The organism is Streptomyces sp. NPDC005799, assembly GCF_040630525.1.
Lineage (GTDB): Bacteria > Actinomycetota > Actinomycetes > Streptomycetales > Streptomycetaceae > Streptomyces > Streptomyces griseorubiginosus_B.
Genome location: NZ_JBEXXQ010000016.1, coordinates 123,359 through 148,800, shown reverse-complemented (window position 1 = coordinate 148,800; position 25,442 = coordinate 123,359). Strand labels below are relative to the sequence as shown.

Here is a 25,442-nt window from a genome sequence, read left to right as displayed (position 1 = left end):
CCCGCGCGAGCGGGCGCGAACGTCGACGCGGTCCTCCGGTCCGCTCCGTCCGCACCCGCCGCCTTCAGGGGCGGCGCACCCGAGTGACGGCGTAGGAGAGAAGCGATACCTGTGAGCGCAGCGACAACGCGAAGCCGCACCCCCGACCGCCTGTGTGCCGAGGCCGTCGACCTCGCCCGCGCCGCAGCCGAGGAGGCCGCCGCGCCCGGTGTGGTCGGTGAGCATGCGGGCGTGCAGAGCGAGGGCGACCGCGTTGTCACGCACTTCTTCGAGTGCAAGGAACTCGGGTACCGGGGCTGGCGCTGGGCCGTGACGGTCGCCCGCGCGTCCCGCGCCAAGATCGTGACCCTGGACGAGGTGGTGCTCCTCCCGGGCCCGGACGCCCTCCTCGCCCCGGAGTGGGTGCCGTGGAGTGAACGCCTGCGCCCCGGCGACATGGGCCCCGGCGACCTGCTCCCCACCGACGCGGAGGACCTCCGTCTGGAGCCGGGGTACGCCGGTGAGGACGAGCCGATGCCGAACGCCGCCGTCTCGGAGGAGATGGCCGAGCTGGTCGAGGCGGAGGACGCGGAGGTCACGGCCGGGACTCCCGCGAACCTGCCCGCCGCACCGACCCGGGGCTCCATCGCCGCCGTCGCGGAGGAACTGGGCATGCGCCGGGCCCGGGTGCTGTCCCGCTACGGCCTGCACATCGCCGCGGACCGCTGGGAGGAGTCGTACGGCGCCAAGACGCCCATGGCGCAGGCGGCCCCGGCGACCTGCGTCAGCTGCGGCTTCCTCCAGCCGATCGGCGGCTCCCTGGGCCAGGCCTTCGGCGTCTGCGCCAACGAGTTCTCCCCGGCGGACGGCCATGTGGTGTCCCTGGCGTACGGCTGCGGGGGCCACTCGGAGGCGGCCGTCATGCCCAGGCCGCCCCAGCCGGCACCTCCGGTGATCGACGAGACGCGGGTCGACCCTTTCCCGCTGCGCCCGGCGGCGGACTCGGGCTCGGTCCCGATCGTCTCCGACGAGGACACGGCGGAGCTGGGGCACTCCTAGCCTCCGCGCGGGCACTCAGATGGCACGGCTCTGGCTGCGCGGCGGATTGGATCCGGAGGCCCCGGAAGCGGTCGTGGTCGCCGTGGTGGTGGATCCGGCGGGGACCGCGGAGGAACGGGCTGTCGCCGCGCTCTTCTCCTACGCGTACGAGGGCGACGGCACCTTCCTGCTCGTGCGGACGGACGGCTGGGCCGCGCGGCGGGTGGACGGTGACGTCCTGACCGTCGAGATCGTCGTCCACCGGGCCGTACTGGAGGTGCTGGGGATCGACGGGGCCGGATTCCCCGAGTGCCCGCGCGTCCGGCCGGACGCGGTCCGGCTGCTGCGGGTGAGCGCGCCCGTCGCCGGGGGCCGGTACGACCAGGCACTCGAGGGGACGGCCGTGCTGTCGGCACCGGCCGGGGCGAGGCCCGAGCAGATCGTGGCCGACCTTCAGTCCGGCGAGGCATGGCCGCTGATCCTGGCCCCGCCGCCCGCCTCCGGCGCCGTCACCCTCGACAGCGCCGACACCCCATCGGTCGACCCGGATCCCGGCCGGTATCCGCCGACGTCCGGTTGACCAGGGGGACTCCGGGCTCCGGCTGGGTCACCGGCCGACCGGCCCCCGGCGCGGAGCCGGGCCGTACGGCGGTACCTTCGTGCTCACGTCGACGAGGAGAGTGAACGTGAGCAAGTTCGTGCGGCCGGCCCCCGAGGGGGCGGACCCCTTCGGCACCGCCCGTCTGCGCCGCGGTGTGCTCGACGCCTGGGCCACCAGTCCCGCCCGTTTCCGTGAGGACGCCAACGCCGAGGAGGACCTCGTCCTCGGCGGCTACCGGGACCGTCTCGTCGTCGAGCTCGCCCAGAACGCGGCCGACGCGGCGGCCCGCGCCGGTGTGCCCGGCCGCCTCCGGCTGACGCTGCGCGACGGCGTCCTCGTCGCCGCCAACACCGGCGCCCCGCTCGACGCGGCCGGCGTCGAGTCCCTCGCCACCCTCCGCGCCTCCGCCAAGCGGGACACCGGGCAGGGCGCCGTCGGCCGGTTCGGTGTCGGCTTCGCGGCCGTCCTCGCCGTCACCGACGAGCCCGCGGTCGTCGGCCGGCACGGCGGTGTGCGCTGGTCGCTGGCCGAGGCGCGCGAGCTGGCCGCCGACACCGCACGCCACAGCCCCGGGCTCGGCGACGAGATCCGGCGCCGGGACGGGCACGTACCGCTGCTGCGGCTCCCGTTCGCCGCCGAGGGCTCGGCCCCCCACTCGTACGACACGGTGGTCATCCTGCCGTTGCGCGACCCCGCCGCCGCCGACCTCGCGGAGCGGCTGCTCGACGCCGTCGACGACGCTCTCCTGCTCGCCCTTCCCGGCCTGGCGGAGGTCGTCGTAGAGACGGACACCGTCCGCACGCTGCGGCGCGGCACCGACGGGCCGTTCACGGTCGTGGAGGACTCGCGGGGCGGTAAGACCCGTTGGCGCACCGTCGCCGCGCACGGCACCCTCACCCCGGACCTCCTCGTCGACCGGCCCGTGGAGGAGCGGCTGCGTCCCCACTGGTCGGTCACCTGGGCCGTACCGGCCGACGCGGACGGCAGCCCGGCCCGCCCGCGCACCAGCCCCGTCGTCCACGCGCCGACCCCGAGCGACGAGCCCCTCGGCGTTCCCGCCCTCCTCATCGCATCCTTCCCCCTCGACACCACCCGCCGCCACGCCGCGCCCGGCCCGCTGACCGACTTCCTCGTCCAGCGCGCCGCCGACTCCTACACCGAACTCCTCGCCGCCTGGCGGCCGGTGACCGAGGGCATCATCGGCCTCGTCCCCGGCCCGCTCGGCAAGGGCGAGCTGGACGGCGCCCTGCGCGCGGCCATCCTGGAGCGGCTCCCGCGGACGTCCTTCCTGCCCCCGGCGCTGGTCTCCGCCGAGGACGACTCCGACCTGTCCGGCGCCCTGCGGTCCCGGACCGGCGAGCCCGGCGAGGACCAGGCACCCGACCTCGATCTCCCCGGCTCGCTGCGCCCCCGGGACGCCGAGATCGTCGAGGGCGCCGGGGCCGACACCGTGCGGGTGCTGGCCGAGGTGCTGCCCACCCTGCTGCCCGCCGGGCTCGAACGGCGGGCGGAGCTGCGGACCTTGGGTGTCGCCCGGGTGCCGCTGACGGACGCCGTGGACCGGCTCGCCGGGCTGGAGAAGGAGCCCGGCTGGTGGCGCCGGCTCTACGACAGCCTCGCCGGGGTCGACCCGGACCGGCTGTCCGGGCTGCCCGTACCGCTCGCCGACGGCCGTACGACGATCGGCCCCCGCCAGGTGCTGCTGCCCACCGCGGACGCGTCCCGGACCGACCCGGAGGTGCTGGCCCGGCTCGGACTGAAGGTCGCCCACCCGGACGCGGCGCACCCCCTGCTGGAGAAGCTGGGCGCGCTGCCCGCGACGCCCCGCGCGGTGCTCACCACGCCCCAGGTCCGGGCGGCCGTCGCCGCCTCCCTGGACGACGAGGGCGGGCTGGACTGGGAGCAGGAGACGCCGGACGCGGAGGAGTTGGCGGACACCGTGCTCGGGCTGGTGCGGGACGCCGGTCTGGAGCCCGGGGACGAGCCGTGGCTCGGCGCCCTCGCCCTCCCCGACGAGGACGGGGAGTTGGCCCCGGCCGGTGAACTGGTCTTCCCCGGCAGCCCCTTCCACCAGGTGATCCGCGAGGGCGAACTCGCCACGGTGGACGCCGAACTGGCCGACAAGTGGGGTCAGGAGCCGCTCGCCGCCTGTGGCGTGCTGGCCGACTTCGCCCTCGTCCGGGCCACCGACGTGGTCCTCGACCCCGACGAACTGGAGCCGCGCGAAGGCGACTTCGCCGAACCCGACGACGCGGGTCTGCTGGACGCCGTGGACGTGTGGAGCGAGGACGTCCTCGACCGCTTCCCGGACACCCCGGTACCGCCCGTCGCCACCGAGCTGATCGCCGTACGGGACCTGGACCTGGTGGACGACGACAAGTGGCCCCAGGCACTGGCCCTGCTCGCCCAGCCGCCCCTGCGTGACGCGCTCACCCAGCCGGTCCGCGTCCTCCTCCCCGACGGCACGCACGAGGTCGTACGGCCGTACACGGCATGGTGGCTGCGCGGTCACCCCGTGCTGGACGGCCGCCGCCCGGCGGGCCTGCTGGCGGCCGGCGGAGACCCGCTGCTGCGCGGGCTGTACGACGAGGCGGACGCGACGGGCTTCGAGGACGAGCAGGTGCTGCGGGCGCTGGGCGTACGGACGTCCGTCTCGGCGCTCCTGGAAGAACCGGGCGGCGCCGCGGAGCTGCTGGACCGCCTTGCCGACCCGGACCGCCGGGTCACCGCGGCCCAACTGCACGCCCTGTACGGAGCGTTGGCGGATCTGGACCCCGACCGGGTGACCCTCCCCGACGAGCTGCGAGCCGTGGTGGACGGCCGGGTGACGGTCGTGGACGCCTCCGGCGCGGTGGTCGTCGACTCCCCGGACCTGCTGCCCTTCACCGAGGGCGTCCCCCTGCTCCCGGTCCGCCCCTCCCGCGCCGCCGAACTGGCCGAACTCTTCCAGGTGCGGCGCCTGAGCGAGTCGGTGCCGGGCTCGGTGGACTCGGAGGGCACGGAACACGACGTACCGGACTCGGTACGGGTCCTGCTGGGCCCCCGCACTCCCTCGACGTACGTCGAACACGACGAACTCCTCGTCGACGGCACCGAACTGGACTGGCGCCTCACCACCGACGGCACCCTCCACGCGGCCACCCTGGAGGGCGTGGCGGCAGGCCTCGCCTGGGCAGCGGGCCAGTGGCCCCGCCGCTTCGAGGTGGCGGCCCTACTGGAGGACCCGTCGCGAACGGAGGAACTGGCGCGGGACCGCTGGTTCGACTGAGCGGACGAACCAGGCGGCTGTGTGCGGGTGTTGATCCATGATCTGAAAAATTTCCGCACACATTGTTCACCTCCGTACAACCATTCCCATCCCCTGCTGGTCACATCACGTGAGTCAACAGACTCCCTGATCATTTCGGGCCCCTGACGGGACGGGGGACGTCACCGTCGGGGCCCCTCTCCCACATGGGGAACGCATGCTTATTCGTGCCACCGTGGCCGCCGTCACCGGCGCCATGGCCCTTTCCGCCTTCGTCGCGCCCGCCGCTCTCGCCGCCGACGGACCGAAGGTTCCCGCGGGTGTCGCCGCGGCCAACAAGGCCGCTCACTTCGCCACGTCCGGCAAGGCCGCCTTCAGCTCCGCCGCCGACACCGGTACGCCGTACGCCCTGGACGCCACCTTCTCCAACGTGAAGGTCAACAAGGGCAAGAACATCGTTGTCGGCACCACCGCCATCGTGAAGGCGCCGGTCTCCTTCACGCTGACCCACGGCGCGGACGTCGACATCCACGCCTCCGACTTCGTCTCGGCCGTCGAGCTGTACCGCGGCGCTGACTTCGCGAACGAGGACGAGTGGATCGACAGCACGAACGCGAAGTGCACCGACACCTCGGCCACCGCCGCCAACTGCACCGCCACCATCGAGATCGACCCGGCGTGGCTGCTGAACACGGACGCCGGCAGCTGGAAGGCCGGCGCCTTCGCGGTCGCGTTCAACGGTGAGGACCCGCAGAACCCGAACCTGGACAACGTCGGCGTCGCGACGAAGGACAACGTCACCACCGCCAAGATCCAGCGCCGCTCCACCCTCACGGTCAACGCCGCACCGGAGCCGGTGAAGAAGGGCAAGACCATCACCGTCACCGGCAAGCTCTCCCGCGCCAACTGGGAGGACGGCCACTACCACGGCTACACCAACCAGCCGGTGAAGCTGCAGTTCCGCAAGAAGGGCTCCAGCACCTACACCACGCTGAAGACCATCAAGACCAACTCCACCGGCAACCTGAAGACCACCACCAAGGCCACGGTCGACGGTTACTTCCGCTACTCCTTCGCGGGCACCACGACGACCCCGGCGGTCAGCGCCACGGGTGACTTCGTCGACGTGAAGTAGCACCTCACAGGGACACGGCGGCGCCGGACGGGGACCCCGGGCCGCCGTGTCTCTGCGTTTCGCAAGCTCTTCGTAATCCCCGCCCAAAATCCGCCGCGGACGTACAACTTCCCCCAGGTGTCACGGATCTGATCATGCGAGCCAACAGGCTCCTACGATCTCTTTCTCCCCATGGGGAACACATGCGCATACGTGCCACTGTGGCCGCCGTCTCCGGCGCCCTGGCCATCTCCGCCTTCGCCCTGCCCGCCGCGCACGCCGCGGGCTCCGCCCCGTCGTACCGGACGGAGGCCGCGAAGCTCTTCGCCGCGCACGGCGACAGGACCGCGTTCAGCAGCACCAACGGCACCGCAGCGACCGACCTGGGTGTCTCCTTCTCCAACCTCAAGATCGCCAAGGCGATCAAGGTCGGCCCCACGGGCCATGTCTCCACCACGGTCACCTACACGCTGACCCACGGGGCGAACTACGACCTCACGTCGGACGACTTCGACAGTGGCCCGGTCATCTACAAGGCCAGCTCGATCACCAACGCCGACCTGCTCGGTGGCGTGAACCCCGCGACCTGCACGGCCACGTCGAGCACGACCGCCAACTGCAGCGGGAAGATCGACATCAACCCGGCGGACGACCTGATCAACTCCGACGCGGGCAAGTGGTCGGCCGGCGCGCTCGCGCTCCAGTACAGCACGGGCAACCGCTCCCTGCAGGGCAACCTCGGCACCACGCTCGTGCAACGCAACTCCCAGCTGACGGTCGACGCCTCGCCGGAGCCGGTGCAGAAGGGCAAGACCATCACGGTCACCGGCAAGCTCTCCCGGGCCAACTGGGAGGACGGCCACTACCACGGCTACGCCGGCCAGCCGGTGAAGCTGCAGTTCCGTAAGAAGGGCTCCAGCACCTACACCACCCTCAAGACCATCACCACGAGCTCGACGGGCACCCTGAAGACCACCACCAAGGCCACCGTCGACGGCTACTTCCGGTACGTCTTCGCCGGTACCGCGACCACCCCGGCGGTCAACGCCACGGGTGACTTCGTCGACGTGCGCTGAGGCCCGCGCCCCGAAGGGGCGCGGGGAACTGCGCGACCAGCCACAGCCGGTCCGCAGCCGAAACGCCACACCAGCGCTCCCGGCCAGAGCCGAGCGCTAAGCGGGAACGCGGCGGTCCACCCACCTCCACAGCACCTCCAGGGTGGCCGCCGCCACCACCGCGATGCCCACCGCGATCCACGGCATCGTCACGCCCACCAGTTTCAGTGCGAAGAAGTGCTGGAGCCAGGGGACGATCAGGACGAACAGGAAGGCCACGCCCATCGCGGCGACCAGGGCCACGCGCCACCAGGTGTAGGGGCGGGCGATGATCGCCAGGACCCACATGGAGATCAGGAAGAGGGTCAGGGTCGCCGCGCTCGTCTCCGCGTCCAACTGGCCCGCACCCGTGTAGTGGTGACGGGCGATCAGGTACGTGACGAAGGTGGCCACCGCCGCCACCGCCCCGCCCGGGATCGAGTACCGCATGACCCTGCGCACGAAGTGCGGTTTCGCGCGCTCCTTGTTGGGGGCCAGGGCGAGGAAGAAGGCCGGGATGCCGATGGTCAGCGTGGACAGCAGGGTCAAGTGGCGGGGGAGGAAGGGGTACTCGACCCGCCAGCAGACCACCATGACCGCCAGCAGGACCGAGTAGACCGTCTTCACGAGGAAGAGGGTCGCCACCCGGGTGATGTTGCCGATCACCCTGCGGCCCTCCGCCACCACCGACGGCAGCGTCGCGAAGCTGTTGTTCAACAGGACGATCTGCGCCACCGCCCGGGTGGCCTCCGAGCCCGAGCCCATCGAGACGCCGATGTCCGCGTCCTTCAGCGCCAGTACGTCGTTCACGCCGTCCCCGGTCATCGCGACCGTGTGTCCCCGGGACTTCAGCGCCCCCACCATGTCGCGCTTCTGCTGCGGGGTGACCCGGCCGAAGACCGTGCCCTCGTCCAGCGCCTTCGCCATCTCCTCCTGCTCGGAGGGGAGGCGGCGGGCGTCCACCGTCGTGCCGCTGAGGCCCACCTTCGCCGCCACCGCGCCCACCGACACCGCGTTGTCACCGGAGATGACCTTGGCGTGGACGTCCTGCTCGGCGAAGTAGCGCAGGGTGTCGGCCGCGTCCGGGCGCAGCCGCTGCTCCAGCACGACCAGGGCGGTGGGGCGGGCGCCCCGGGCCGGCTCGGCGTCGTCCAGGTCGTGGGAGGAGCGGGCCAGCAGCAGGACCCGTAGGCCCTGCTCGTTGAGGCGTTCGGTCTCCAGGAGGGCGGGATCGTCCGCGCCGAGCAGGACGTCCGGCGCCCCCAGCAGCCACGTACTGGTCTCGCCGTCGCCTTCGTCGAAGGTGGCGCCGCTGTACTTGCGAGCGGAGGAAAAGGGCAGTGCCTCGGTGCAGCGCCAGTCCTCGACGTCCGGGTAGGCGTCGATGATCGCCTGCAGGGAGGCGTTGGGCCGCGGGTCCGCTTCGCCGAGGGCGCCGAGCACCTTGCGGACGTACGACTCGTCCGCCCCCTGCAGCGGCCTGAGCTCGGTGACGTCCATGCCGCCCTCGGTGAGGGTGCCGGTCTTGTCGAGGCAGACGGTGTCGATGCGGGCGAGGCCCTCGATGGCGGGGAGTTCCTGCACCAGGCACTGTTTCCGGCCAAGGCGGATCACGCCTATCGCGAAGGCCACGGAGGTCAGCAGGACCAGGCCCTCGGGGACCATCGGGACGATGCCGCCGACCGTGCGCGCGATCGAGTCCTTGAGGCCGTGCTGCTTGACGAACAGCTGGCTGATCACCAGGCCGATCGCGGTCGGGATCATCATCCATGTGACGTACTTGAGGATGGTGGAGATGCCGGAGCGCAGTTCGGAGTGGACGAGGGTGAAGCGCGAGGCCTCCTCGGCGAGTTGGGCGGCGTAGGCCTCGCGGCCCACCTTGGTCGCCTGGAACGCGCCACCGCCGGCGACGACGAAACTGCCCGACATGATGCGGTCGCCGGGCCGCTTGACCACCGGGTCGGCCTCACCGGTCAGCAAAGACTCGTCGATCTCCAGCCCGTCGGCCTCGACACACACTCCGTCGACCACGGCCTTGTCGCCGGGTCCGATCTCGATCAGGTCGTCCAGCACGATCTGCGCCGTGCCGACCTCGGCGGCCACCCCGTCCCGTCGTACCGTCGGCCGGGCCTCCCCGATCACCGCGAGCGAGTCCAGGGTCCGCTTGGCCCGCCACTCCTGGATGATCCCGATCCCGGTGTTGGCGAGGATCACGTACCCGAACAGGCTGTCCTGGAAGGGCGCGACGAACAGCATGATCAGCCAGAGCGCACCGATGATCGCGTTGAACCGGGTGAAGACGTTCGCCCGGACGATCTCGCCCATCGACCGGCTGCTGCGCACCGGCACGTCGTTGACCTGCCCGCGCGCCACCCGCTCGGCGACCTCGGCCGCGGTCAGTCCGCGGGTCGCCACCGGCAGGGGTACGGGGTGCACAGGATCGAGTTCGGCGCCCGCGTCGATGTGTGCCATGCATTCGACGGTACGTGCGGTTTTGGGCCTTCACCCGCCGAGTGACCGAAAGATCCGACCACGGGAGGAGCTGACTCGTGCGGTGGTTGTACGGCCCGGCCGCCCACCCCTTCCGCAGGGTCTAGTCGGCCGGCCCCGCCTTCGGTGCCGCCGAGCGCTTGATCGCCGCGTCCCGCTTCCGGACGAACCAGACGCCGTACAGCCCGAGGACCCCTCCGGTGAGGCAGGTCCACAGCCACCAGGTGTGCCCGTGGTCGTCGAACCAGCCGTAGAACGGCAGCTGCACCAGGAAGAGGACGAACCAGAGGATCGTGCCGCCGGTGATGGTGGCGACGACGGGGCCCTCCAGGGGCTCCGGCGCCTCGTGCTGCGGGGTCCACTTCGCCATGGGGCCCAGCTTACGAGGTGATCAGATCTACGCGCGGAGATAGCGTCCCCACCTTCATATGTTCATACTGAAACGGTTTCCGTCTGTCCGTATCTGCTCGTAGGAACCTCCATGTCCAGCACGGCCCCCACCAAGGTCCCCGCCCCCGACCAGCCCGGGGCCCGGCCCGCGTCCGGTGCGCTCGACCGCTACTTCAAGATCTCCGAACGGGGCAGCACGCTCGCCCGGGAGATCCGTGGCGGCTTCGCCACCTTCTTCGCGATGGCCTACATCATCGTGCTCAACCCGATCATCCTGGGCAGCGCGAAGGACATGTACGGGCACCACCTGGACAACGGCCAGCTGGTGACGGCCACGGCGGTGACGGCGGCGTTCACCACGCTGCTGATGGGCGTCATCGGCAATGTGCCGATCGCCCTCGCGGCCGGCCTCGGTGTGAACTCGGTCGTCGCGCTCCAGCTCGCGCCCCGGATGTCCTGGCCGGACGCGATGGGCATGGTCGTCCTCGCCGGTTTCGTGGTGATGCTGCTCGTCGCCACCGGCCTGCGCGAGCGCGTGATGAACGCCGTGCCCTACAGCCTGCGCAAGGCGATCTCCATCGGTATCGGCCTGTTCATCATGCTGATCGGGCTCGTCGACTCCGGTTTCGTCACCCGTATCCCGGACGCCGCCCAGACCACCGTCCCGCTCCAGCTCGGCGCCGACGGTCACCTCAACGGCTGGCCGGTGCTGGTCTTCGTCCTCGGCGCGCTGCTGACCCTCGCGCTGATCGTCCGCAAGGTCTCCGGCGCGATCCTGATCTCCATCGTCACGATGACCGTCCTCGCGGTGATCATCAATGCGGTCGCGAAGGTCCCGTCCTGGGGCCTGACCACCCCCAAGTGGCCCGGCAACCCCGTCGCCACCCCGGACTTCGGCCTGATCGGCAAGGTCAGCCTCTTCGGCGGCTTCTCCCACGTGGGTGTGCTGACCGGTGTGCTGTTCGTCTTCACCGTGCTGCTGTCGTGCTTCTTCGACGCGATGGGCACGATCATGGGTGTCAGCGACGAGGCCAAGCTGACCAACGCCAAGGGCGAGATGCCCGGCATCAACAAGGTGCTGTTCGTGGACGGCATCGCGGTCGCCGCCGGCGGCGCCAGCTCCTCCTCGGCCACCACCTGCTTCGTGGAGTCTACGGCCGGCGTCGGCGAAGGGGCCCGTACCGGCTTCGCGAACGTCGTCACCGGCGCGCTGTTCGCCGTGGCGCTGTTCCTGACCCCCGTCGCCACCATGGTCCCCTCCCAGGCGGCCACCCCGGCGCTGCTCGCGGTCGGCTTCCTGATCCTGGCCGGGTCGGTCAAGGAGATCGACTGGGCCGACTACACCCTCGCCATCCCGGCCTTCGTGACGATGGTGATGATGCCGTTCACCTACTCGATCACCAACGGCATCGGCATGGGCTTCATCACCTTCGCCGTCCTGCGGCTGGCGGCCGGCCGGGGCCGGGAGGTCCCGGTGCCGATGTACGTCGTCGCGGCGGTGTTCGGCTTCTACTACCTGATGCCGGCCCTGGGGCTCACGTGACCCCGTAGAACCTCTCGGTCTCCTCGACGGCGGTCTGGAACCGCTCGTCGAAGTCATCACGCATGAGCGTCCGGACGACATAGTCCTGGACGCTCATTCCCCTTTTGGACGCGTGGTCCCTGAGCCGCTCCAGCAGCTCCCGGTCTATTCGCAGGCTGAGCACTTCTGTCCCCATGGGACGAGGGTCGCTGGCGGGTTCCGTCGAGCGGTCACTTTCCGGCGTGGTCTCACTCGTACGGGTGAAGCTCTCGTTTCAGTGGCCAGGGTCACGGGAATCTGCCTGCGCGCCAGCTTGTTTAGCGAGAGTAATGAGTTACGCTAAAGAGATGCCGGACCTCACCCATGGCGACGACGCTGCCGCCGTGAACGCCCTTCGCTCCGCCGTCATGCGGCTGTCCCGTCGACTCAAGCACCAGCGCGTCGACGAGTCGCTGAGCCCCACCGAGATGTCGGTGCTGGGCACCCTGTCGAACTGCGGCAGTGCCACGCCGGGCGAGCTCGCCCGCAAGGAGCACGTGCAGCCGCCGTCGATGACCCGCATCGTCGCGCTGCTGGAGGCCAAGGGACTGGTCCGGCTGGAGCCGCACCCCGAGGACCGGCGCCAGAAGGTCGTCACCAAGACCGAGCAGGCCGAGGCCATGCTCGCGGAGAGCCGCGCCAAGCGGAACGCGTTCCTGGCGGGCCTCGTCGAGGGCCTGGACGAGGACGAGTGGGCCAAACTGCGCGCCGCCGCCCCCGTGCTGGAGAAGCTCGCACATCTGTAAGCAGCAGTACGTCGCACGCGAGTGAGCCGGAGGGGAGCGCCGGTGTCGGGAGGACGAACACGCGGAGGCCCGAAGGGCTGAGCACGATCGCCCTCCCGACACCGACCGGAGCTCCCCGGCGGCGAACGAGCAACGAAAAGAGGAGGCGAACCCTTTGAGTACGGGACCCGGAGCAGAATCCGCCCCCGCACCGACCACCCCCCACACCTCCCCGCCCGCCCCCGTATCCCCCCGCACGTCCTCGATGTTCAGCTCGCTGAAGATCCGCAACTACCGGCTCTTCTTCGCCGGCCAGGTCGTCTCGAACATCGGTACCTGGATGCAGCGCATCGCCCAGGACTGGCTGGTCCTCAGTCTCACCGGCTCCGCGACCGCCGTCGGCGTCACCACCGCCCTGCAGTTCCTGCCGATGCTGCTCTTCGGTCTCTACGGCGGCGTCCTCGTCGACCGGCTGCCCAAGCGCCCCGCGCTGCTGTTCACCCAGTCCGCGATGGCCCTGACCGGCATCGCGCTGGCGCTGCTCACGCTCTCCGGCCATGTCCAGGTCTGGCACGTCTACCTCGCCGCGTTCGCCGTCGGTCTCGCCACGGTCGTCGACAACCCGGCCCGGCAGTCCTTCGTCTCCGAGATGGTCGGCCCGGACCAGCTGCAGAACGCGGTCAGCCTGAACTCCGCGAACTTCCAGTCCGCGCGCCTCGTCGGCCCCGCCGTCGCCGGCGTGATGATCACCGGAGTGGGTACCGGCTGGGCGTTCCTCTTCAACGGGCTGTCGTTCGCCGCGCCGATCGCGGGCCTGCTGATGATGCGGGCGCGCGAGCTGCACACCGTCCAGCGCGCCCCGCGCGGGAAGGGCCAGCTGCGGGAGGGTCTGCGGTACGTGGCCGGGCGTCCCGACCTGATCTGGACCATCGTCCTGATCGGGTTCATCGGCACCTTCGGCTTCAACTTCCCGGTGTACCTGTCGGCCTTCGCGGACGACGTCTTCCACGCCGGAGCCGGTTCCTACAGCGCCTTCAACACGCTGATGGCGGTCGGCTCCCTGGTCGGCGCCCTGCTCGCGGCCCGGCGCGGCACCGCCCGGATGCGGGTGATGATCGCGGCGGCGGTGGCCTTCGGCGCGCTGGAGCTGGTGGCGGCCGTGGCGCCGTCCCTGTGGCTCTTCGCCCTGATCATGGTCCCGATCGGCATGTTCGGCATGACGGTCAACGTCACCGCCAACACCACGGTCCAGATGGGCACCGATCCGGCCATGCGCGGCCGGGTGATGTCGCTCTACATGATGGTGTTCATGGGCGGCACCCCGATCGGCGCGCCCATCGCCGGCTGGATCACCGACACCTACGGCGTCCGGGCGGGTCTGGCGGTCGGCGGCGCGATCGCGGCGGGCGCGGCGCTCGTCGTCGGCCTGGTCCTGGCCCGCGTCGGCAACCTCCGCCTCACCCTCGGCTGGCACCGGGGCCACCCGGTCGTCCGGTTCGTGCCGCGGGAGGAGCTGGCGGCGGCCGCGTGAGGTGCGGGGTCAGTCGCGGGGGAACTCGTCGGTCTTGAGGACTACGCCGACCGCTGTGCCGGTCAGGTCGATGTCGTCGCCGAAGTCGAGACTGACCTCGCCCCGGTACTCGCCGTCTTTCGGCAGGGTGTGCAGGTGCCATGTTCCGGTGGAGGGATCCACGATCAGGTACACCGGTACGTCCGCAAGGGCATAGGTGGCCTTCTTGGGGCCGTAGTCGTTGGCGGCAGTGTCCTTGGAGATCACTTCGGCGACGAATTCGACGTCCTTGTAGTGCCAGCGGCCCTTGTCGTCCAACTGCGCGTCCTCGGCGATCAGCGTGACGTCGGTGGCGAATCCGTTGAGGCGGCCGGGGTAGTCGATGCGGACGTCCGACATCAGACGCTTCCTGGGATACCGGCTGCGCAACTGGTCGAGGATGTCGAAGGTGATCTGCCAATGAGTGCGGCGCTGCGGCGACATACAGATCTGACCCCCGACGATCTCGGTCTTGTATCCCTCGGGGATGGGCATCTTCTCAAGCCACTCGAACATCGTGTCGAGTGTGAGCTCGTCACCGCTGTCGGCCATCTCGATCCTGTCTTCCAGGACGGTCATCGTGGCGCTCCTCCCCGCTGCGTCCCGGACAAACGCAGCCGCGCAGTACAACGATACGTACGGTGACCGGGTCAGGCAGGGACATGGCGGCGAGACTGGCCCCATGAGACTCTTCGCCGCCGTGCTGCCCCCCGAGGACGTGACCGGTGAACTGGCCGCCGCGGTGGACGAGTTGCGGAAGCTGCCGGGCGGAGAAGGCCTGCGCTGGACCGGGCGGCCGGGGTGGCACTTCACCCTGGCCTTCTACGGCGAGGTCGACGACGACGTCGTACCGGACCTGTCGGACCGGCTGGAGAGGGCGGCCCGGCGGTCGGCCGCCTTCGCGCTGGCGCTGCGGGGCGGCGGGCAGTTCGGGCACGGGCGCGTGCTGTGGGCGGGGGCCGAGGGCCAGACACAGGAGCTGCGGCTGCTGGCGGACCGGGCGGAGGCTGCCGGGCGCAAGGCCGGAGTGGACATCGGGGAGCACCGGCGCTACAAGCCCCATCTGACGGTCGCGCGGGGCCGGGACGCGAGGGACGTACGGCCGTATCTGACGGCCCTGTCGGACTTCACGAGCCGCACCTGGACGGTCTTGGAACTCGTGCTGGTGCGCAGCAACCTGCCGAAGTCCGGGGTGCCGGGCGAGCAGCCCCGTTATGAGACGGTCGCCCGCTGGGCGCTCGGAGGGGCCGGTTAGGCTCGGGTACGTGGACCCGAAGACCCGGAACCGGATCATGGCCGGTGTGCTCGTGCTGTTGTTCGTGGTGGTGGCGTTGGCGGCGGCGCTCGGGAAGTAGCCGAGCCGACCGCCGCCGCCACACCGCCGTGCCGCCTACCAGGCGAAGGCCTCCGGGGAGGGGCCCGGGCCGGGGAAGATCTCGTCGAGGCCGGCCAGCAGCTCCTCGCTCAGCTCCAGCTCGACCGCACGCAGGGCGGACTCCAGTTGCTGCGCCGTGCGCGGGCCGATGATCGGGCCGGTCACCCCGGGGCGGGTGAGCAGCCAGGCGAGAGCGGTCTCACCCGGCTCGACGCCGTGCTTGTCCAGCAGGTCCTCGTACGCCTGGATCTGCGCGCGGATGGTGGTGTTGGCGAGGGAGTCCGCGGCCCGGCCGCTCGCCCGCCGTCCGCCCTCGACCTCCTTCTTGATGACACCGCCCAGCAGACCGCCGTGCAGCGGCGACCAGGGGATGACCCCGAGGCCGTACTCCTGCGCGGCCGGGATGACCTCCATCTCGGCGCGGCGCTCGGCGAGGTTGTAGAGGCACTGCTCGCTGACGAGGCCGATGGTGCCGCCGCGCCGGGCGGCGATCTCGTTGGCCTGGGCGATCTTGTAGCCGGGGAAGTTCGAGGACCCGACGTAGAGGATCTTGCCCTGGGTGACCAGGGTGTCGATCGCCTGCCAGATCTCCTCGAAGGGGGTGGCGCGGTCGACGTGGTGGAACTGGTAGACGTCGATGTAGTCCGTCTGGAGCCGCTTGAGGCTCGCGTCCACCGCCCGCCGGATGTTGACGGCGGAGAGCTTGTCGTGGTTGGGCCACGACTCGCCGTCGGCGGCCATGTTGCCGTACACCTTGGTGGCGAGGACGACCTTGTCGCGCCGCTCGCCGCCCTTGGCGAACCACTTGCCGATGATCGATTCGGTACGGCCCTTGTTCTCGCCCCAGCCGTACACGTTCGCCGTGTCGAAGAAGTTGATGCCGGCGTCCAGCGCCGCGTCCATGATCGCGTGGCTGTCGGCCTCGTCCGTCTGCGGTCCGAAGTTCATGGTGCCGAGGACGAGTCGGCTGACCTTGAGTCCCGTGCGTCCGAGCTGCGTGTACTTCATGACCACCTAGCCAACGGCGTGGAGTGCGCTCTAGGCAAGGGGCCTCTGGGAGACCGGCTTCAGGAACGCGAACACGGCTCGGGCGCGGGTGCCGTCCGGGGGCTGCCAGGCGCCGATGACATGACCGGTGGCTCCCGCGGGGGCGGTGTCCGGGGCGGCGGGACGCAGGACCCGGCGGAGGTGGAGGGCTTCGCCGAGGATGGTGCCGTCCTGATCGTCGGTGACGGTGACGGGCCAGTCGGGGGAGGGGCGGCCGGCGCCCGTGAAGGAGCGGGTGACCTCGTGGTCGGGGGTGTCGGTGACGCTCTGGGCCTGGGCCTGGACGCGGCCCTCGATCAGCGCGAGGAGCTGGGCGTACAGCACCGGGTCGTGACAGCCGTCGTAGGCCCAGCGGGGGCCCAGGACGCCGTGCTCCATGGTGCCGACGAGGGCGTCCTCGGCGCCGGGGAGAGGGGCGCCTCGGTAGGTGAGGGGCACGTGGTAGGCGGTCGGCTCGGGGCCGGAGGAGTCGACCACCACCATGAACTCGATCCCGACCTCACCCTCCGGATCGTCCAGCCGGAACCCGCCGGCCTTGCTCAGCTCCGGATTCCCGTTTCCCACGTACCACGGCCGGGTCGGCAGCCAGTCGGTGAGCAGTTCCAGCTTGGTGGGCTTGACGGTGGTGTTGTGGATGATCGCCATGGACCGGATTCTGTCAGTCAGTCGCGGGGGAACTCATCCGTTTTCAGGGTGAGGCCGAGGTCCGTGAGGGTGAGGTCGACATCGCCTCCGAAGCTGACTGTCGTCTCCGTCATGTAGTCGTCGTCCTTGGGCTGGGTGAACAAGTGACACTTGCCCTGGTAGGGGTCGGCGATGAGGTAGACGGGGACTTCGGCGCGGGCGTAGGCCGCCTTCTTGGGCCCGTAGTCGTTCTGCGCCGTCCCTTTGGAGATGACCTCGGCGACGAATTCGACGTCCTGGCAGAGCCAGAGGCCCTTCTCGTTCTTCTCGGCGCCCTCGGCCACGAGCGTCACGTCGGTGGCGAAGCCGTTCAGATGACCCGGGTAGTCGATCCGGACATCGGACTTCACGCGCCTGCGCGGGTACTTGGTGCGCAGTTGCTCGTAGATGTCGGCAATGATCTCCCAGTGCGTGTCCCGCTGCGGCGACATGAAGATGGCCCCCTCGACGATCTCGACCTTGTAGCCCTCGGGGGTGGTCCGCTCAAGCGACTCGAACAGTTCGTCCAGAGTCAACTCACCGCTGTCGTCGGCCATCTCGATCCTGTCTTCAAGGACGGTCATCGTGGCGCTCCTCCCCGGCTGCCCCATGGACGAGTACAGCCACGCAGTACAACGATACGCACGGTGACCGCGTCACGGTCCCGGTCGACGCTACGCCGCGTAGGGGTCTCCTATGTCCCACGCCTGGTGCATGGCGTCGGCGAAGGCCGCCGCGATCTTGTGTTCGCCGCTCGCGTTCGGGTGGGTGCCGTCGTAGGTGTCGAGGTGGATGTCGTACGAGGGCGGGGGCGAGACCAGCAGGAGGGGGGAGCGGGGTTCGTCCAGGTCCGCGAGGGTCTTGGCCAGCAGCTCGTTGAAGAGGGTCACCTGGGCCGCGAACGGCTCGTCGGCGGTCGCGCGGATGTTCGGGATCACCGGCAGGACGGCCATGCGGACACGGGGCCCGGCCGACCTCGCCTCCTCCACGAAGGCCCGTACGTTGTCCGCCGTCTGCTCCGCGTTCGTGTAGAAGCCCAGGTCGATCAGGCCGAGCGAGACCAGCAGCACATCCGCCCGGTGCGTGCGGACCGCCTCGCCGATCAGCGGAGCCATGTGCACCCAGCCCTCACCCCAGCCGGCCAGGTGGGCGCGCGGGAAGTCGGGGTCCGCGTACTCGTACGACGTCGGCGCGTCCGTCGCCTTGTCGTGCAGCGTCTCGCGCGGACCGACCACGGCGAACGGGCCGCCGTACGTCTCGCGCAGGTGCTGCCACATGCGGTACCGCCAGGTGTGTTCGCCCGCGCTCCCGATCGTCATGGAGTCGCCGACCGGCATGAACCTAAGCATCCGCTCATGATGGACGATCAGGGAGGGATCAAGCGGACGGCCGGGATGTGAGGCCCGCCACGGTGGGCACGGGGGGCGTCCCCCGTGAACCGGCCCCCGGGATGGCAGGCTTGGGCACATGCGCCGACCGTTCGCTCTACTCGCCGGGGTCCTGCTCGTGGGCGTCTTCGCCATGCCCGCCTCCGCCGCCGACGGCAAGGGGGACAAGGGGTTCACGATCACGGACCCGCGCATCAAGGAGTCCAGCGGGCTCGCCGCCTCCCATCTCCACCCAGGGATCTACTGGACCCACAACGACAGCAGTGACGGGCCGTACATCTACGCCGTCGACAGCGCGACCGGCAGGACGGTCGCCCGGATCACCCTCAGCGGTGTCGGCCGGCCGCGTGACGTCGAGGCCATCTCCATCGGGCCGAACAACGAGATCTACGTCGGCGACATCGGGGACAACCTGGGCGGCAAGTGGCCTTACGTGTGGATCTACCGGCTGCCCGAGCCGAAGAAGCTCGTCGACCAGACGATCAAGGCCACGCAGTACGTGGTGAAGTACTCGGACGGGGCGCGCAACGCCGAGTCGCTGGTCGTCGACCCGAAGACCGGCCGCCCGTACATCATCGACAAGAACGAGAACGGCGGCCATCTCTACGAGGGCCCCGCCAAGCTCTCCTCCTCGGGCAGCAACATCTTCCGGCCCGTCGCCCCCGTCGACCTCTGGGCCACCGACGCGGCCATCTCCCCCAACGGCAGACAGCTCGCCGTGCGCGGCTACTTCGGCGGGATCTACTACGCCTGGAACGGTGGGAAGATCAAGCGCGAGGGGCGGCTGGACGTGCCGTTGCAGGGCCAGGGCGAGTCCGTCAGCTACTCCCCGGACGGCACCAAGCTCCTGTACGGCAGCGAGGGCGAGGACAGCCCCGTGCAGGCCGAGGACGTACCGGGCGACGACTCCAAGTCGTCGGCTGCGGGCGGGAGTTCGGACGCGTCCGGGTCGAGCGGCGGGGGCATCGGCGGCAACGTCAAGATCGGCGCGCTCGCGGTGGTGGTCGCGGCGGCGGCCGTGTTCGGGATCCGGCGGCTGGGCCGGCGTCGCTAGGACGCGCCGGGTTCCGGCGTGCGGGCCGTGCCGCCCTCTCTATTGACGCGAGCATGACCTATCGGTTTGCTGGGTGGTGCGCGGGATGTGGGAGCGCTCCCACGGGTTCCGGGTCCGCGCCCACCCGAAAGGAACCAGGCACATGTTCCGCAAGCTGCGAAGAGTGCTGTGCGCCGTCGCCACGGCGCTGGTGCTGCCGCTGGCCGGCGTCCACACGGCGGACGCGGCCGACGCGCCCGGGGCCGGCTACTGGCACACCAGCGGCCGGCAGATCCTCGACGCCGCCGGGCAGCCCGTCCGGATCGCCGGCATCAACTGGTTCGGCTTCGAGACCGGCAACCACGTCGTCCACGGCCTGTGGTCCCGCGACTACAAGTCCATGATCGACCAGATGAGGTCGCTGGGATACAACACCATCCGGCTGCCCTACAGCGACGAGATCCTGAAGAGCGGGACCGTTCCGAACAGCATCGACTTCAGCGGCGGGAAGAACGCCGACCTGCAGGGACTCGACTCACTCCAGATCATGGACCGGATCGTGGCGTACGCCGGCCAGGACGGCCTCAAGGTGATCCTCGACCGCCACCGGCCCGACTCGGGAGGGCAGTCGGCGCTCTGGTACACCTCGTCCGTCCCGGAGTCGACGTGGATCGCCGACCTGAAGGCCCTTGCGGCCCGTTACCGGGGCCAGGACACCGTCATCGGCATCGACCTGCACAACGAGCCGCACGATCCGGCCTGTTGGGGCTGCGGCGACACGACGGTCGACTGGCGGCTGGCCGCGGAGCGGGCCGGGAACGCCGTGTTGTCCGTCAACCCGGACCTGCTGGTCTTCGTCGAGGGCGTGCAGACGTACAACGGGGTCTCCGGCTGGTGGGGCGGCAACCTGATGGGGGTGGCCCAGTACCCGGTGCGGCTGAACGTCGCGAACCGGGTCGTGTACTCCGCCCACGACTACGCCACCAGCGTCGCCCAGCAGCCCTGGTTCAGCGACCCCGCCTTCCCCGCCAACATGCCGGGCGTCTGGGACAAGTACTGGGGTTACCTCTTCAAGCAGAACATCGCGCCCGTGTGGGTGGGTGAGTTCGGCACGACGCTCGCCTCGGCGACGGACCAGAAGTGGCTGGCGGCGCTGGTGAGTTACCTGCGGCCGACGTCCACGTACGGGGCGGACAGCATCTCGTGGACCTTCTGGTCGTGGAACCCCAACTCCGGTGACACGGGCGGGATCCTGAAGGACGACTGGCAGACGGTCGACACCGTGAAGGACGGATACCTGGCGAGCATCAAGGCGCCGCTGTTTCCGGGCACGGGTGGGGGAAGTGGCGGCGGTGGTGGCGGCAGTACGGCTTCCTGCTCGGCCGCCTACACCGTCAGCAGTGACTGGGGCGGCGGGTTCAACGCCGAGGTGACCGTGACCAACACCGGTGCCAAGGCGATCGGTTCATGGAAAGTGACCTGGACCTGGAGCGGTTCCCAGCAGGTCACGTCCATGTGGAACGCGTCGTACGCCCAGAGCGGGGCGACGGTGACTGCGGTGAACGCCGCTCACAACGGGGGTGTGCCGGTGGGGGGTTCGGTGAGCTTCGGGTTCGGCGGTGCGCCGGGTGGGGGTGCGGTGCCGAGTGTGAGCTGTACGGCGGCCTGAGCAAGGGGCGCCCGGTCCGATCGCCGGGCGCCCTCGACGGCGATTACGACGGTCAGTTCCGCACCGGCCTGAGCCCGTGGAGGCGGCGTGGTTTGGGGGCGTCGAGGAGGCTGACGCCGTTGTAGGCGCGCCCTTGGATGAAGAAGACGGGTGCGGACACGAACGAGACGGCGATCGCGACGACGCTGACGGGGAACAGGGTCGGCAGCGACTGGCCTTCAGGCAGTGTCCTGCCGCCCTCGTGGACGGCGTAGGCGAAGGCCGCGAAGAAGACGATCACGCAGATCGCGAACAGGACGCGCAGGATGGTGCGGGTCCTGAGGGTGCGGGCCTCGGTGCGGACCTCGGCGAGCAGGGACGCGTCGCAGACGGGGCAGGTGAGCTCGACGGACTGCTTGCCCGACTGCGGGCGGCGTACCCGGAAGATGCTGTCCTTCCAGGTGATGTGTCGGGTGCGGACGAGGAAGCCCGTGACCTTGTCGCTGAGGATGTGGCGCACGGCTACCTCGACGGTGCCCGGTATCGGTCTGTTCATGCCACGGCCGTACCCAACAGCGAGGGCCCTGTCACCGACAGGGCCCTGCAACAAGCTGCGCCCCTAAGGGGGTTGACCAGAGAGTTACAGCTTCTCGATCACTGCTTCTCGATCACAGCTTTTCGATTACGTAGTCGACGCACTTCGTGAGCGCCTCGACGTCTGCCGGGTCGATCGCCGGGAACATCGCGACGCGCAGCTGGTTGCGGCCCAGCTTGCGGTAGGGCTCGGTGTCGACGATGCCGTTGGCGCGCAGCACCTTGGCGACGGCGGCCGCGTCGATCTCGTCCGCGAAGTCGATCGTGCCGATGACCTGGGAGCGCTTGGCCGGGTCGGCGACGAACGGGGTCGCGAACTTCACGTCCTCGGCCCAGCCGTACAGCGTGCGCGCGGAGGTGGCCGTGCGGCGCACCGCCCAGTCCAGACCGCCCTGACCGTTGATCCACTCCAGCTGCTGGTTGAGCAGGAAGAGAGTCGCGAGCGCCGGGGTGTTGTACGTCTGGTTCTTGCGGGAGTTGTCGATCGCCGTCGGCAGGCTGAAGAACTCCGGGACGTGACGGCCGGAGGCGTGGATCCGCTCGGCGCGCTCGATCGCGGCCGGGGAGAAGACGCCGATCCACAGGCCGCCGTCGGAGGCGAAGGACTTCTGCGGGGCGAAGTAGTAGACGTCCGTCTCGCTGACGTCCACCGGCAGACCGCCGGCGCCGGAGGTGGCGTCGACCAGGACCAGGGCGCCCTCGTCGGCGCCGGCCACGTGCTGGATGGGCATGGCGACACCGGTGGAGGTCTCGTTGTGCGTGAAGGCGTAGACGTCGACGCCCGCCTCGGCGACCGGCTCCGGGTGCGTGCCCGGGTCGCTGCTGACCACGGTCGGCTCGGCCAGCCACGGGGCCAGCTTGGACGCCTTGGCGAACTTCGAGCTGAACTCGCCGAAGGTGAGGTGCTGGGACTTGTTCTCGATCAGTCCGTGGGTCGCGATGTCCCAGAACGCCGTCGAGCCGCCGTTGCCGAGGACGACCTCGTAGCCGTCCGGGAGCGAGAACAGCTGGGAGATCCCCTCGCGCACCTTGCCGACCAGGTTCTTCACCGGAGCCTGGCGGTGGGAGGTGCCGAGGAGGGAGGTACCGGTGGCGGCCAGCGCGTCCAGCGCGTCCGTCCGCACCTTGGAGGGGCCCGCGCCGAATCGACCGTCGGCGGGCTTGATGTCAGCGGGAATCTGGATCTCAGCCACGAGCCGGAGGGTATCTCTTCGGCGAAACCGGACGGAAACGTGTCCGTTCGATGAGACGGCTCCTGCGGCCCGTGGACTTGTCGGAACGCACCAAGAACGACGAGGTCAGCTCTTCGAGGTCAGGCGGACCGGGAGGGCGAAGAGGTCGTTCTGGGTCACCACGGGCTTGTGGCGGAGTTCGGTGGGCGGGACCGCCAGGTCCAGGTCCGGGAAGCGGGCGTACAGGGCCGGGAGGGCCACGCCGGCCTCGAGACGGGAGAGGGCGGCGCCCGGGCAGACGTGGGGACCGTGGCCGAAGGAGATGTGGCGGTTGGCGGAGGCGCGGGTGATGTCGAACTCGCCCGCCGTCGGGCCGTGCGCCTGCTCGTCGCGGCCGATGGCGGCGTACGACACGATCAGCGCGTCGCCCGCCGGCAGCACCCGGTCGCCGACCCGGACGTCCTCGGTCGCGAAGCGGATCAGGACGTGGGAGGTGGGGGTGGAGTGGCGCAGGGTCTCCTCGATCACCTGCGACCAGTCGGCCTCCCCGGACAGCACCAGGGATCGCTGGTCCGGGTGGAGTGACAGGTTGAGCACCGCGTTGACGATGAGGGAGATCGTCGTCTCGTGGCCCGCCGCGACCATCAGCTGCAGCGTGGAGACGATCTCCTCGTCGGTGAGGTGGTCGCCGTTCTCGGAGGCCAGGATCAGGGCGGAGGTGAGGTCGTCGCCGGGCTCGGCGCGCTTGGCGGCGACGGTGGCCGCCATGATGCCCGCGAGTTCGGTGAGGGTGGCGATGACCTCCTCGGGCGGGGTCTGGGTCGAGAAGAACTTCTCGAACAGCTCCTTCAGGCGGGGCAGCCGGGTCTCGTCGATGCCCATGAGGTCGGCGATGACGTACATGGGCAGGGGGTAGGCGAAGGCCGCCTTCAGGTCGACCACGTCAGCCGTGCGGCCGTCGCGGTGGTCCTCGCGGTGGTCGCCGCTGTGGTCTTCGCGGTGGTCGTCGCGCAGGGCGGCGTCGAGGCCGTCCAGGAGTTTTTCGGTCAGCTCGGTGATCCGGTCGCGCATCTCCTCCACCCGGCGCGGGGTGAGCGCCTGGGCCACCAGGGTGCGCATACGGCGGTGGTCGGCGCCGTCCACGGTGAGCATGGAGCGGCCGGGGTTGGCGAGGCCGATCAGCGGCCAGTCCGGGGGGATCTCGCCCCGCTGCCAGGCGCCCCAGACGTTGATGTCCTTCACCAGACGCGGGTCGGTGAGCAGCTGCTTGGCCTCGGCGTGGTGGGTGACCGCCCAGACCGGGACGCCGCCGGGGAGTTCCACGGCGGCCAGCGGGCCCGCCGCGCGGAGCCTCGCGCTCTCCGCCTCGAGGTTGCCGACGAAGGGGTCCAGCGCGATGCGGGTCTCTTGCGTACGGCTGCCTTCGGTACCGGTCGTCGTCATGAGGGTGCCTCCCAGGGCGGTCGCGGGGTAGCGGGGCGCGGATGGGCCGGGGCGTGGGTGTGCGCGGCGCGTCAGAGCACGGGTACGGGAGTCGTCACAGCACGGGTACGGGGGTGAAGTGGACCGGCAGGCCCGTCAGGCCGCGTAGCCAGGGCGAGGGGCGGCGGGTGAGGGACCGGGGTGGGACGGCCAGGTCGATGTCGGGCAGGCGGTCCAGTACGACCTCGATGGCCGTGCGCGCGATGACCTCGGCGACCTCCTGCGCCGGGAACGGGCAGCGGTGCTCGCCGTGTCCGAAGGAGAAGTGCGCGCCGTTGCCGCCGGTGAGTTCGGAGCCGTTGGTGCGGACCTGCGGGTCGCAGTTGGCGCCCTGCAGACCGAGCAGCAGCAGATCACCGGCCCGGATGCGGCGGCCGCCGAGTTGGGTGTCCCGCGAGGCCCAGCGGCCGGCCACGTTCTGTGTGGGCGCGTCCTCCCACAGCACCTCGTTCATGGCGTCGGCGACGCTGTTGCGGCCGCCGAAGAGGGAGGCCGCGAACCGGTCGTCGGTCAGCATCAGCCGCAGGGAGTTGCCGATCCAGTCGGCGGTCGGCTGATGGCCCGCCGCCATCATCACCATGAGGTCCTGGATGATCTCCTCGTCGGTGAATCCGCCGCGGTCGGCGAGCATGCGTGACACGACGTCGTCGGCGGGCGCGGCCCGTCTCTGGGCCACCAACCGGGCCATGGAGGTGGCCAGGTGGGTCTGCCCGGCGATCGCCCGCTCCCGGCCGTCGATCATGTCGTTGAGCGCGGCCACCAGGCCCGGTCCCTGCTCGTCCGGGAAGCCGAAGAGTCGGGCCAGGACCCGCACCGGGAGCAGCATGGCGTACTCCGCGACGAGGTCCGCCCGGCCCTTGGAGCACAGGGCGTCGATCAGCTGGTCGGCGAACCTCTCGGCGTAACCGCGCAGTTCGGCGGGGTCGGCCGACTCCAGGGCGTTGCTGATCATCGCGGCGCGTTCGCGGTGGCGTTCGCCGACGGTGTAGAGGATCGACGGCTGCCTGCGGCCGATCATCGGGAGCAGGGGCCAGTCGTCGGGGATGCGGTCCCACTGGTTCCACAGGTCGGAGTCGCGGCTGAACAGCACGGGGTCGCCGGTGACCTGGTGGAGCTCGCGGTAGCCGAGCACCAGCCATGCCGGTACGTCGCCGTCGAGCAGGACCGGGGTCACGGCGCCGTGCTCGCGTCGCATCTGCCGGTACAGCTCGGCCGGTTCGGTCTGGAATCCGGAGCCGGTGAGGGGGACGGG

The 25,442-nt window shown here is 70.4% G+C and carries 23 protein-coding genes; 11 read left to right on the top strand and 12 right to left on the bottom strand.

Going from position 1 to position 25,442, the window contains the following annotated elements:
* The first annotated feature begins 111 nt into the window (after nt 1-111).
* The 5 genes from ABZ453_RS18130 (at nt 112) to ABZ453_RS18110 (ending at nt 7,055) form a co-directional block, all read left to right on the top strand.
* Nucleotides 112-1,038 carry a DUF3027 domain-containing protein gene (locus ABZ453_RS18130; protein ID WP_359015943.1) on the top strand — a complete coding sequence of 309 codons (927 nt, stop codon included), beginning with the start codon at nt 112-114 and terminating at the stop codon, nt 1,036-1,038.
* A gap of 19 nt (nt 1,039-1,057) precedes the next feature.
* Nucleotides 1,058-1,597, top strand: a complete 540-nt coding sequence (locus ABZ453_RS18125; RefSeq protein ID WP_359015942.1) for a hypothetical protein — start codon at nt 1,058-1,060, stop codon at nt 1,595-1,597.
* Nucleotides 1,598-1,703: 106 nt separating this feature from the next.
* The gene (locus ABZ453_RS18120) at nt 1,704-4,886 is read left to right on the top strand and encodes a molecular chaperone Hsp90 (protein ID WP_359015941.1); all 3,183 of its coding nucleotides are present in this window, start codon (nt 1,704-1,706) and stop codon (nt 4,884-4,886) included.
* Nucleotides 4,887-5,082: 196 nt separating this feature from the next.
* The gene (locus tag ABZ453_RS18115) at nt 5,083-6,000 is read left to right on the top strand and encodes a hypothetical protein (protein ID WP_359015940.1); all 918 of its coding nucleotides are present in this window, start codon (nt 5,083-5,085) and stop codon (nt 5,998-6,000) included.
* Nucleotides 6,001-6,182: 182 nt separating this feature from the next.
* A complete protein-coding gene (locus ABZ453_RS18110) occupies nt 6,183-7,055 on the top strand; it encodes a hypothetical protein (RefSeq protein ID WP_359015939.1) in 873 nt (290 codons plus the stop codon).
* Between the two features lie 96 nt (nt 7,056-7,151).
* On the opposite strand, the gene ABZ453_RS18105 is transcribed toward ABZ453_RS18110, so the two are convergent.
* Nucleotides 7,152-9,545, bottom strand: a complete 2,394-nt coding sequence (locus tag ABZ453_RS18105) for an HAD-IC family P-type ATPase (protein ID WP_359015938.1) — start codon at nt 9,543-9,545, stop codon at nt 7,152-7,154.
* Nucleotides 9,546-9,666: 121 nt separating this feature from the next.
* A complete protein-coding gene (locus tag ABZ453_RS18100) occupies nt 9,667-9,933 on the bottom strand; it encodes a DUF2530 domain-containing protein (protein WP_356763155.1) in 267 nt (88 codons plus the stop codon).
* Between the two features lie 111 nt (nt 9,934-10,044).
* On the opposite strand from ABZ453_RS18100, the gene ABZ453_RS18095 reads away from it, so the two are divergent.
* Nucleotides 10,045-11,496 carry an NCS2 family permease gene (locus ABZ453_RS18095; protein WP_359015937.1) on the top strand — a complete coding sequence of 484 codons (1,452 nt, stop codon included), beginning with the start codon at nt 10,045-10,047 and terminating at the stop codon, nt 11,494-11,496.
* Here the strand turns inward: ABZ453_RS18095 and ABZ453_RS18090 are convergent.
* On the bottom strand, nt 11,489-11,671 hold the full coding sequence (locus ABZ453_RS18090) for a CopG family antitoxin (protein WP_359015936.1): 183 nt from the start codon (nt 11,669-11,671) through the stop codon (nt 11,489-11,491). The genes ABZ453_RS18095 and ABZ453_RS18090 overlap by 8 nt on opposite strands.
* A gap of 151 nt (nt 11,672-11,822) precedes the next feature.
* Here ABZ453_RS18090 and ABZ453_RS18085 point away from each other — a divergent pair, with 151 nt between their 5' ends.
* Complete coding sequence (locus ABZ453_RS18085) at nt 11,823-12,260, top strand: MarR family transcriptional regulator (protein ID WP_208782087.1); 438 nt, start codon at nt 11,823-11,825, stop codon at nt 12,258-12,260.
* Nucleotides 12,261-12,414: 154 nt separating this feature from the next.
* Complete coding sequence (locus ABZ453_RS18080; RefSeq protein ID WP_359015935.1) at nt 12,415-13,770, top strand: MFS transporter; 1,356 nt, start codon at nt 12,415-12,417, stop codon at nt 13,768-13,770.
* A gap of 9 nt (nt 13,771-13,779) precedes the next feature.
* On the opposite strand, the gene ABZ453_RS18075 is transcribed toward ABZ453_RS18080, so the two are convergent.
* Nucleotides 13,780-14,367, bottom strand: a complete 588-nt coding sequence (locus ABZ453_RS18075) for a Uma2 family endonuclease (protein ID WP_359015934.1) — start codon at nt 14,365-14,367, stop codon at nt 13,780-13,782.
* Between the two features lie 103 nt (nt 14,368-14,470).
* Here ABZ453_RS18075 and thpR point away from each other — a divergent pair, with 103 nt between their 5' ends.
* Complete coding sequence (gene thpR, locus ABZ453_RS18070; protein WP_359015933.1) at nt 14,471-15,043, top strand: RNA 2',3'-cyclic phosphodiesterase; 573 nt, start codon at nt 14,471-14,473, stop codon at nt 15,041-15,043.
* 135 nt (nt 15,044-15,178) lie between these two features.
* Here the strand turns inward: thpR and ABZ453_RS18065 are convergent, their stop codons facing one another.
* The 4 genes from ABZ453_RS18065 to ABZ453_RS18050 all read right to left on the bottom strand — a co-directional run bounded on the left by ABZ453_RS18065 (nt 15,179) and on the right by ABZ453_RS18050 (nt 18,222).
* Nucleotides 15,179-16,171, bottom strand: a complete 993-nt coding sequence (locus tag ABZ453_RS18065) for an aldo/keto reductase (protein WP_359015932.1) — start codon at nt 16,169-16,171, stop codon at nt 15,179-15,181.
* 30 nt (nt 16,172-16,201) lie between these two features.
* Entirely contained in the window at nt 16,202-16,855 is a 654-nt protein-coding gene (locus tag ABZ453_RS18060) for a 1,4-alpha-glucan branching protein (protein WP_359015931.1), read from the bottom strand.
* 17 nt (nt 16,856-16,872) lie between these two features.
* On the bottom strand, nt 16,873-17,457 hold the full coding sequence (locus ABZ453_RS18055; protein WP_359015930.1) for a Uma2 family endonuclease: 585 nt from the start codon (nt 17,455-17,457) through the stop codon (nt 16,873-16,875).
* A 90-nt stretch (nt 17,458-17,547) separates the two neighbouring features.
* Complete coding sequence (locus tag ABZ453_RS18050; RefSeq protein ID WP_359015929.1) at nt 17,548-18,222, bottom strand: GDSL-type esterase/lipase family protein; 675 nt, start codon at nt 18,220-18,222, stop codon at nt 17,548-17,550.
* 118 nt (nt 18,223-18,340) lie between these two features.
* Between ABZ453_RS18050 and ABZ453_RS18045 the strand changes: the two genes are divergently transcribed.
* Together ABZ453_RS18045 and ABZ453_RS18040 are read left to right on the top strand one after the other, a co-directional pair.
* Entirely contained in the window at nt 18,341-19,315 is a 975-nt protein-coding gene (locus ABZ453_RS18045; protein WP_359015928.1) for a WD40 repeat domain-containing protein, read from the top strand.
* Between the two features lie 142 nt (nt 19,316-19,457).
* Nucleotides 19,458-20,963, top strand: a complete 1,506-nt coding sequence (locus ABZ453_RS18040; protein ID WP_359015927.1) for a cellulase family glycosylhydrolase — start codon at nt 19,458-19,460, stop codon at nt 20,961-20,963.
* 52 nt (nt 20,964-21,015) lie between these two features.
* Here the strand turns inward: ABZ453_RS18040 and ABZ453_RS18035 are convergent, their stop codons facing one another.
* The 4 genes from ABZ453_RS18035 to ABZ453_RS18020 all read right to left on the bottom strand — a co-directional run bounded on the left by ABZ453_RS18035 (nt 21,016) and on the right by ABZ453_RS18020 (nt 25,397).
* Nucleotides 21,016-21,498 (bottom strand): hypothetical protein, encoded by a 483-nt coding sequence (locus ABZ453_RS18035; RefSeq protein ID WP_359015926.1) that lies wholly within the window; start codon nt 21,496-21,498, stop codon nt 21,016-21,018.
* A 112-nt stretch (nt 21,499-21,610) separates the two neighbouring features.
* Nucleotides 21,611-22,729 (bottom strand): phosphoserine transaminase, encoded by a 1,119-nt coding sequence (gene serC / locus ABZ453_RS18030; protein WP_359015925.1) that lies wholly within the window; start codon nt 22,727-22,729, stop codon nt 21,611-21,613.
* Between the two features lie 105 nt (nt 22,730-22,834).
* A complete protein-coding gene (locus ABZ453_RS18025) occupies nt 22,835-24,151 on the bottom strand; it encodes a cytochrome P450 (protein WP_359015924.1) in 1,317 nt (438 codons plus the stop codon).
* 94 nt (nt 24,152-24,245) lie between these two features.
* A complete protein-coding gene (locus tag ABZ453_RS18020) occupies nt 24,246-25,397 on the bottom strand; it encodes a cytochrome P450 (protein WP_359015976.1) in 1,152 nt (383 codons plus the stop codon).
* Nucleotides 25,398-25,442: the final 45 nt, after the last annotated feature.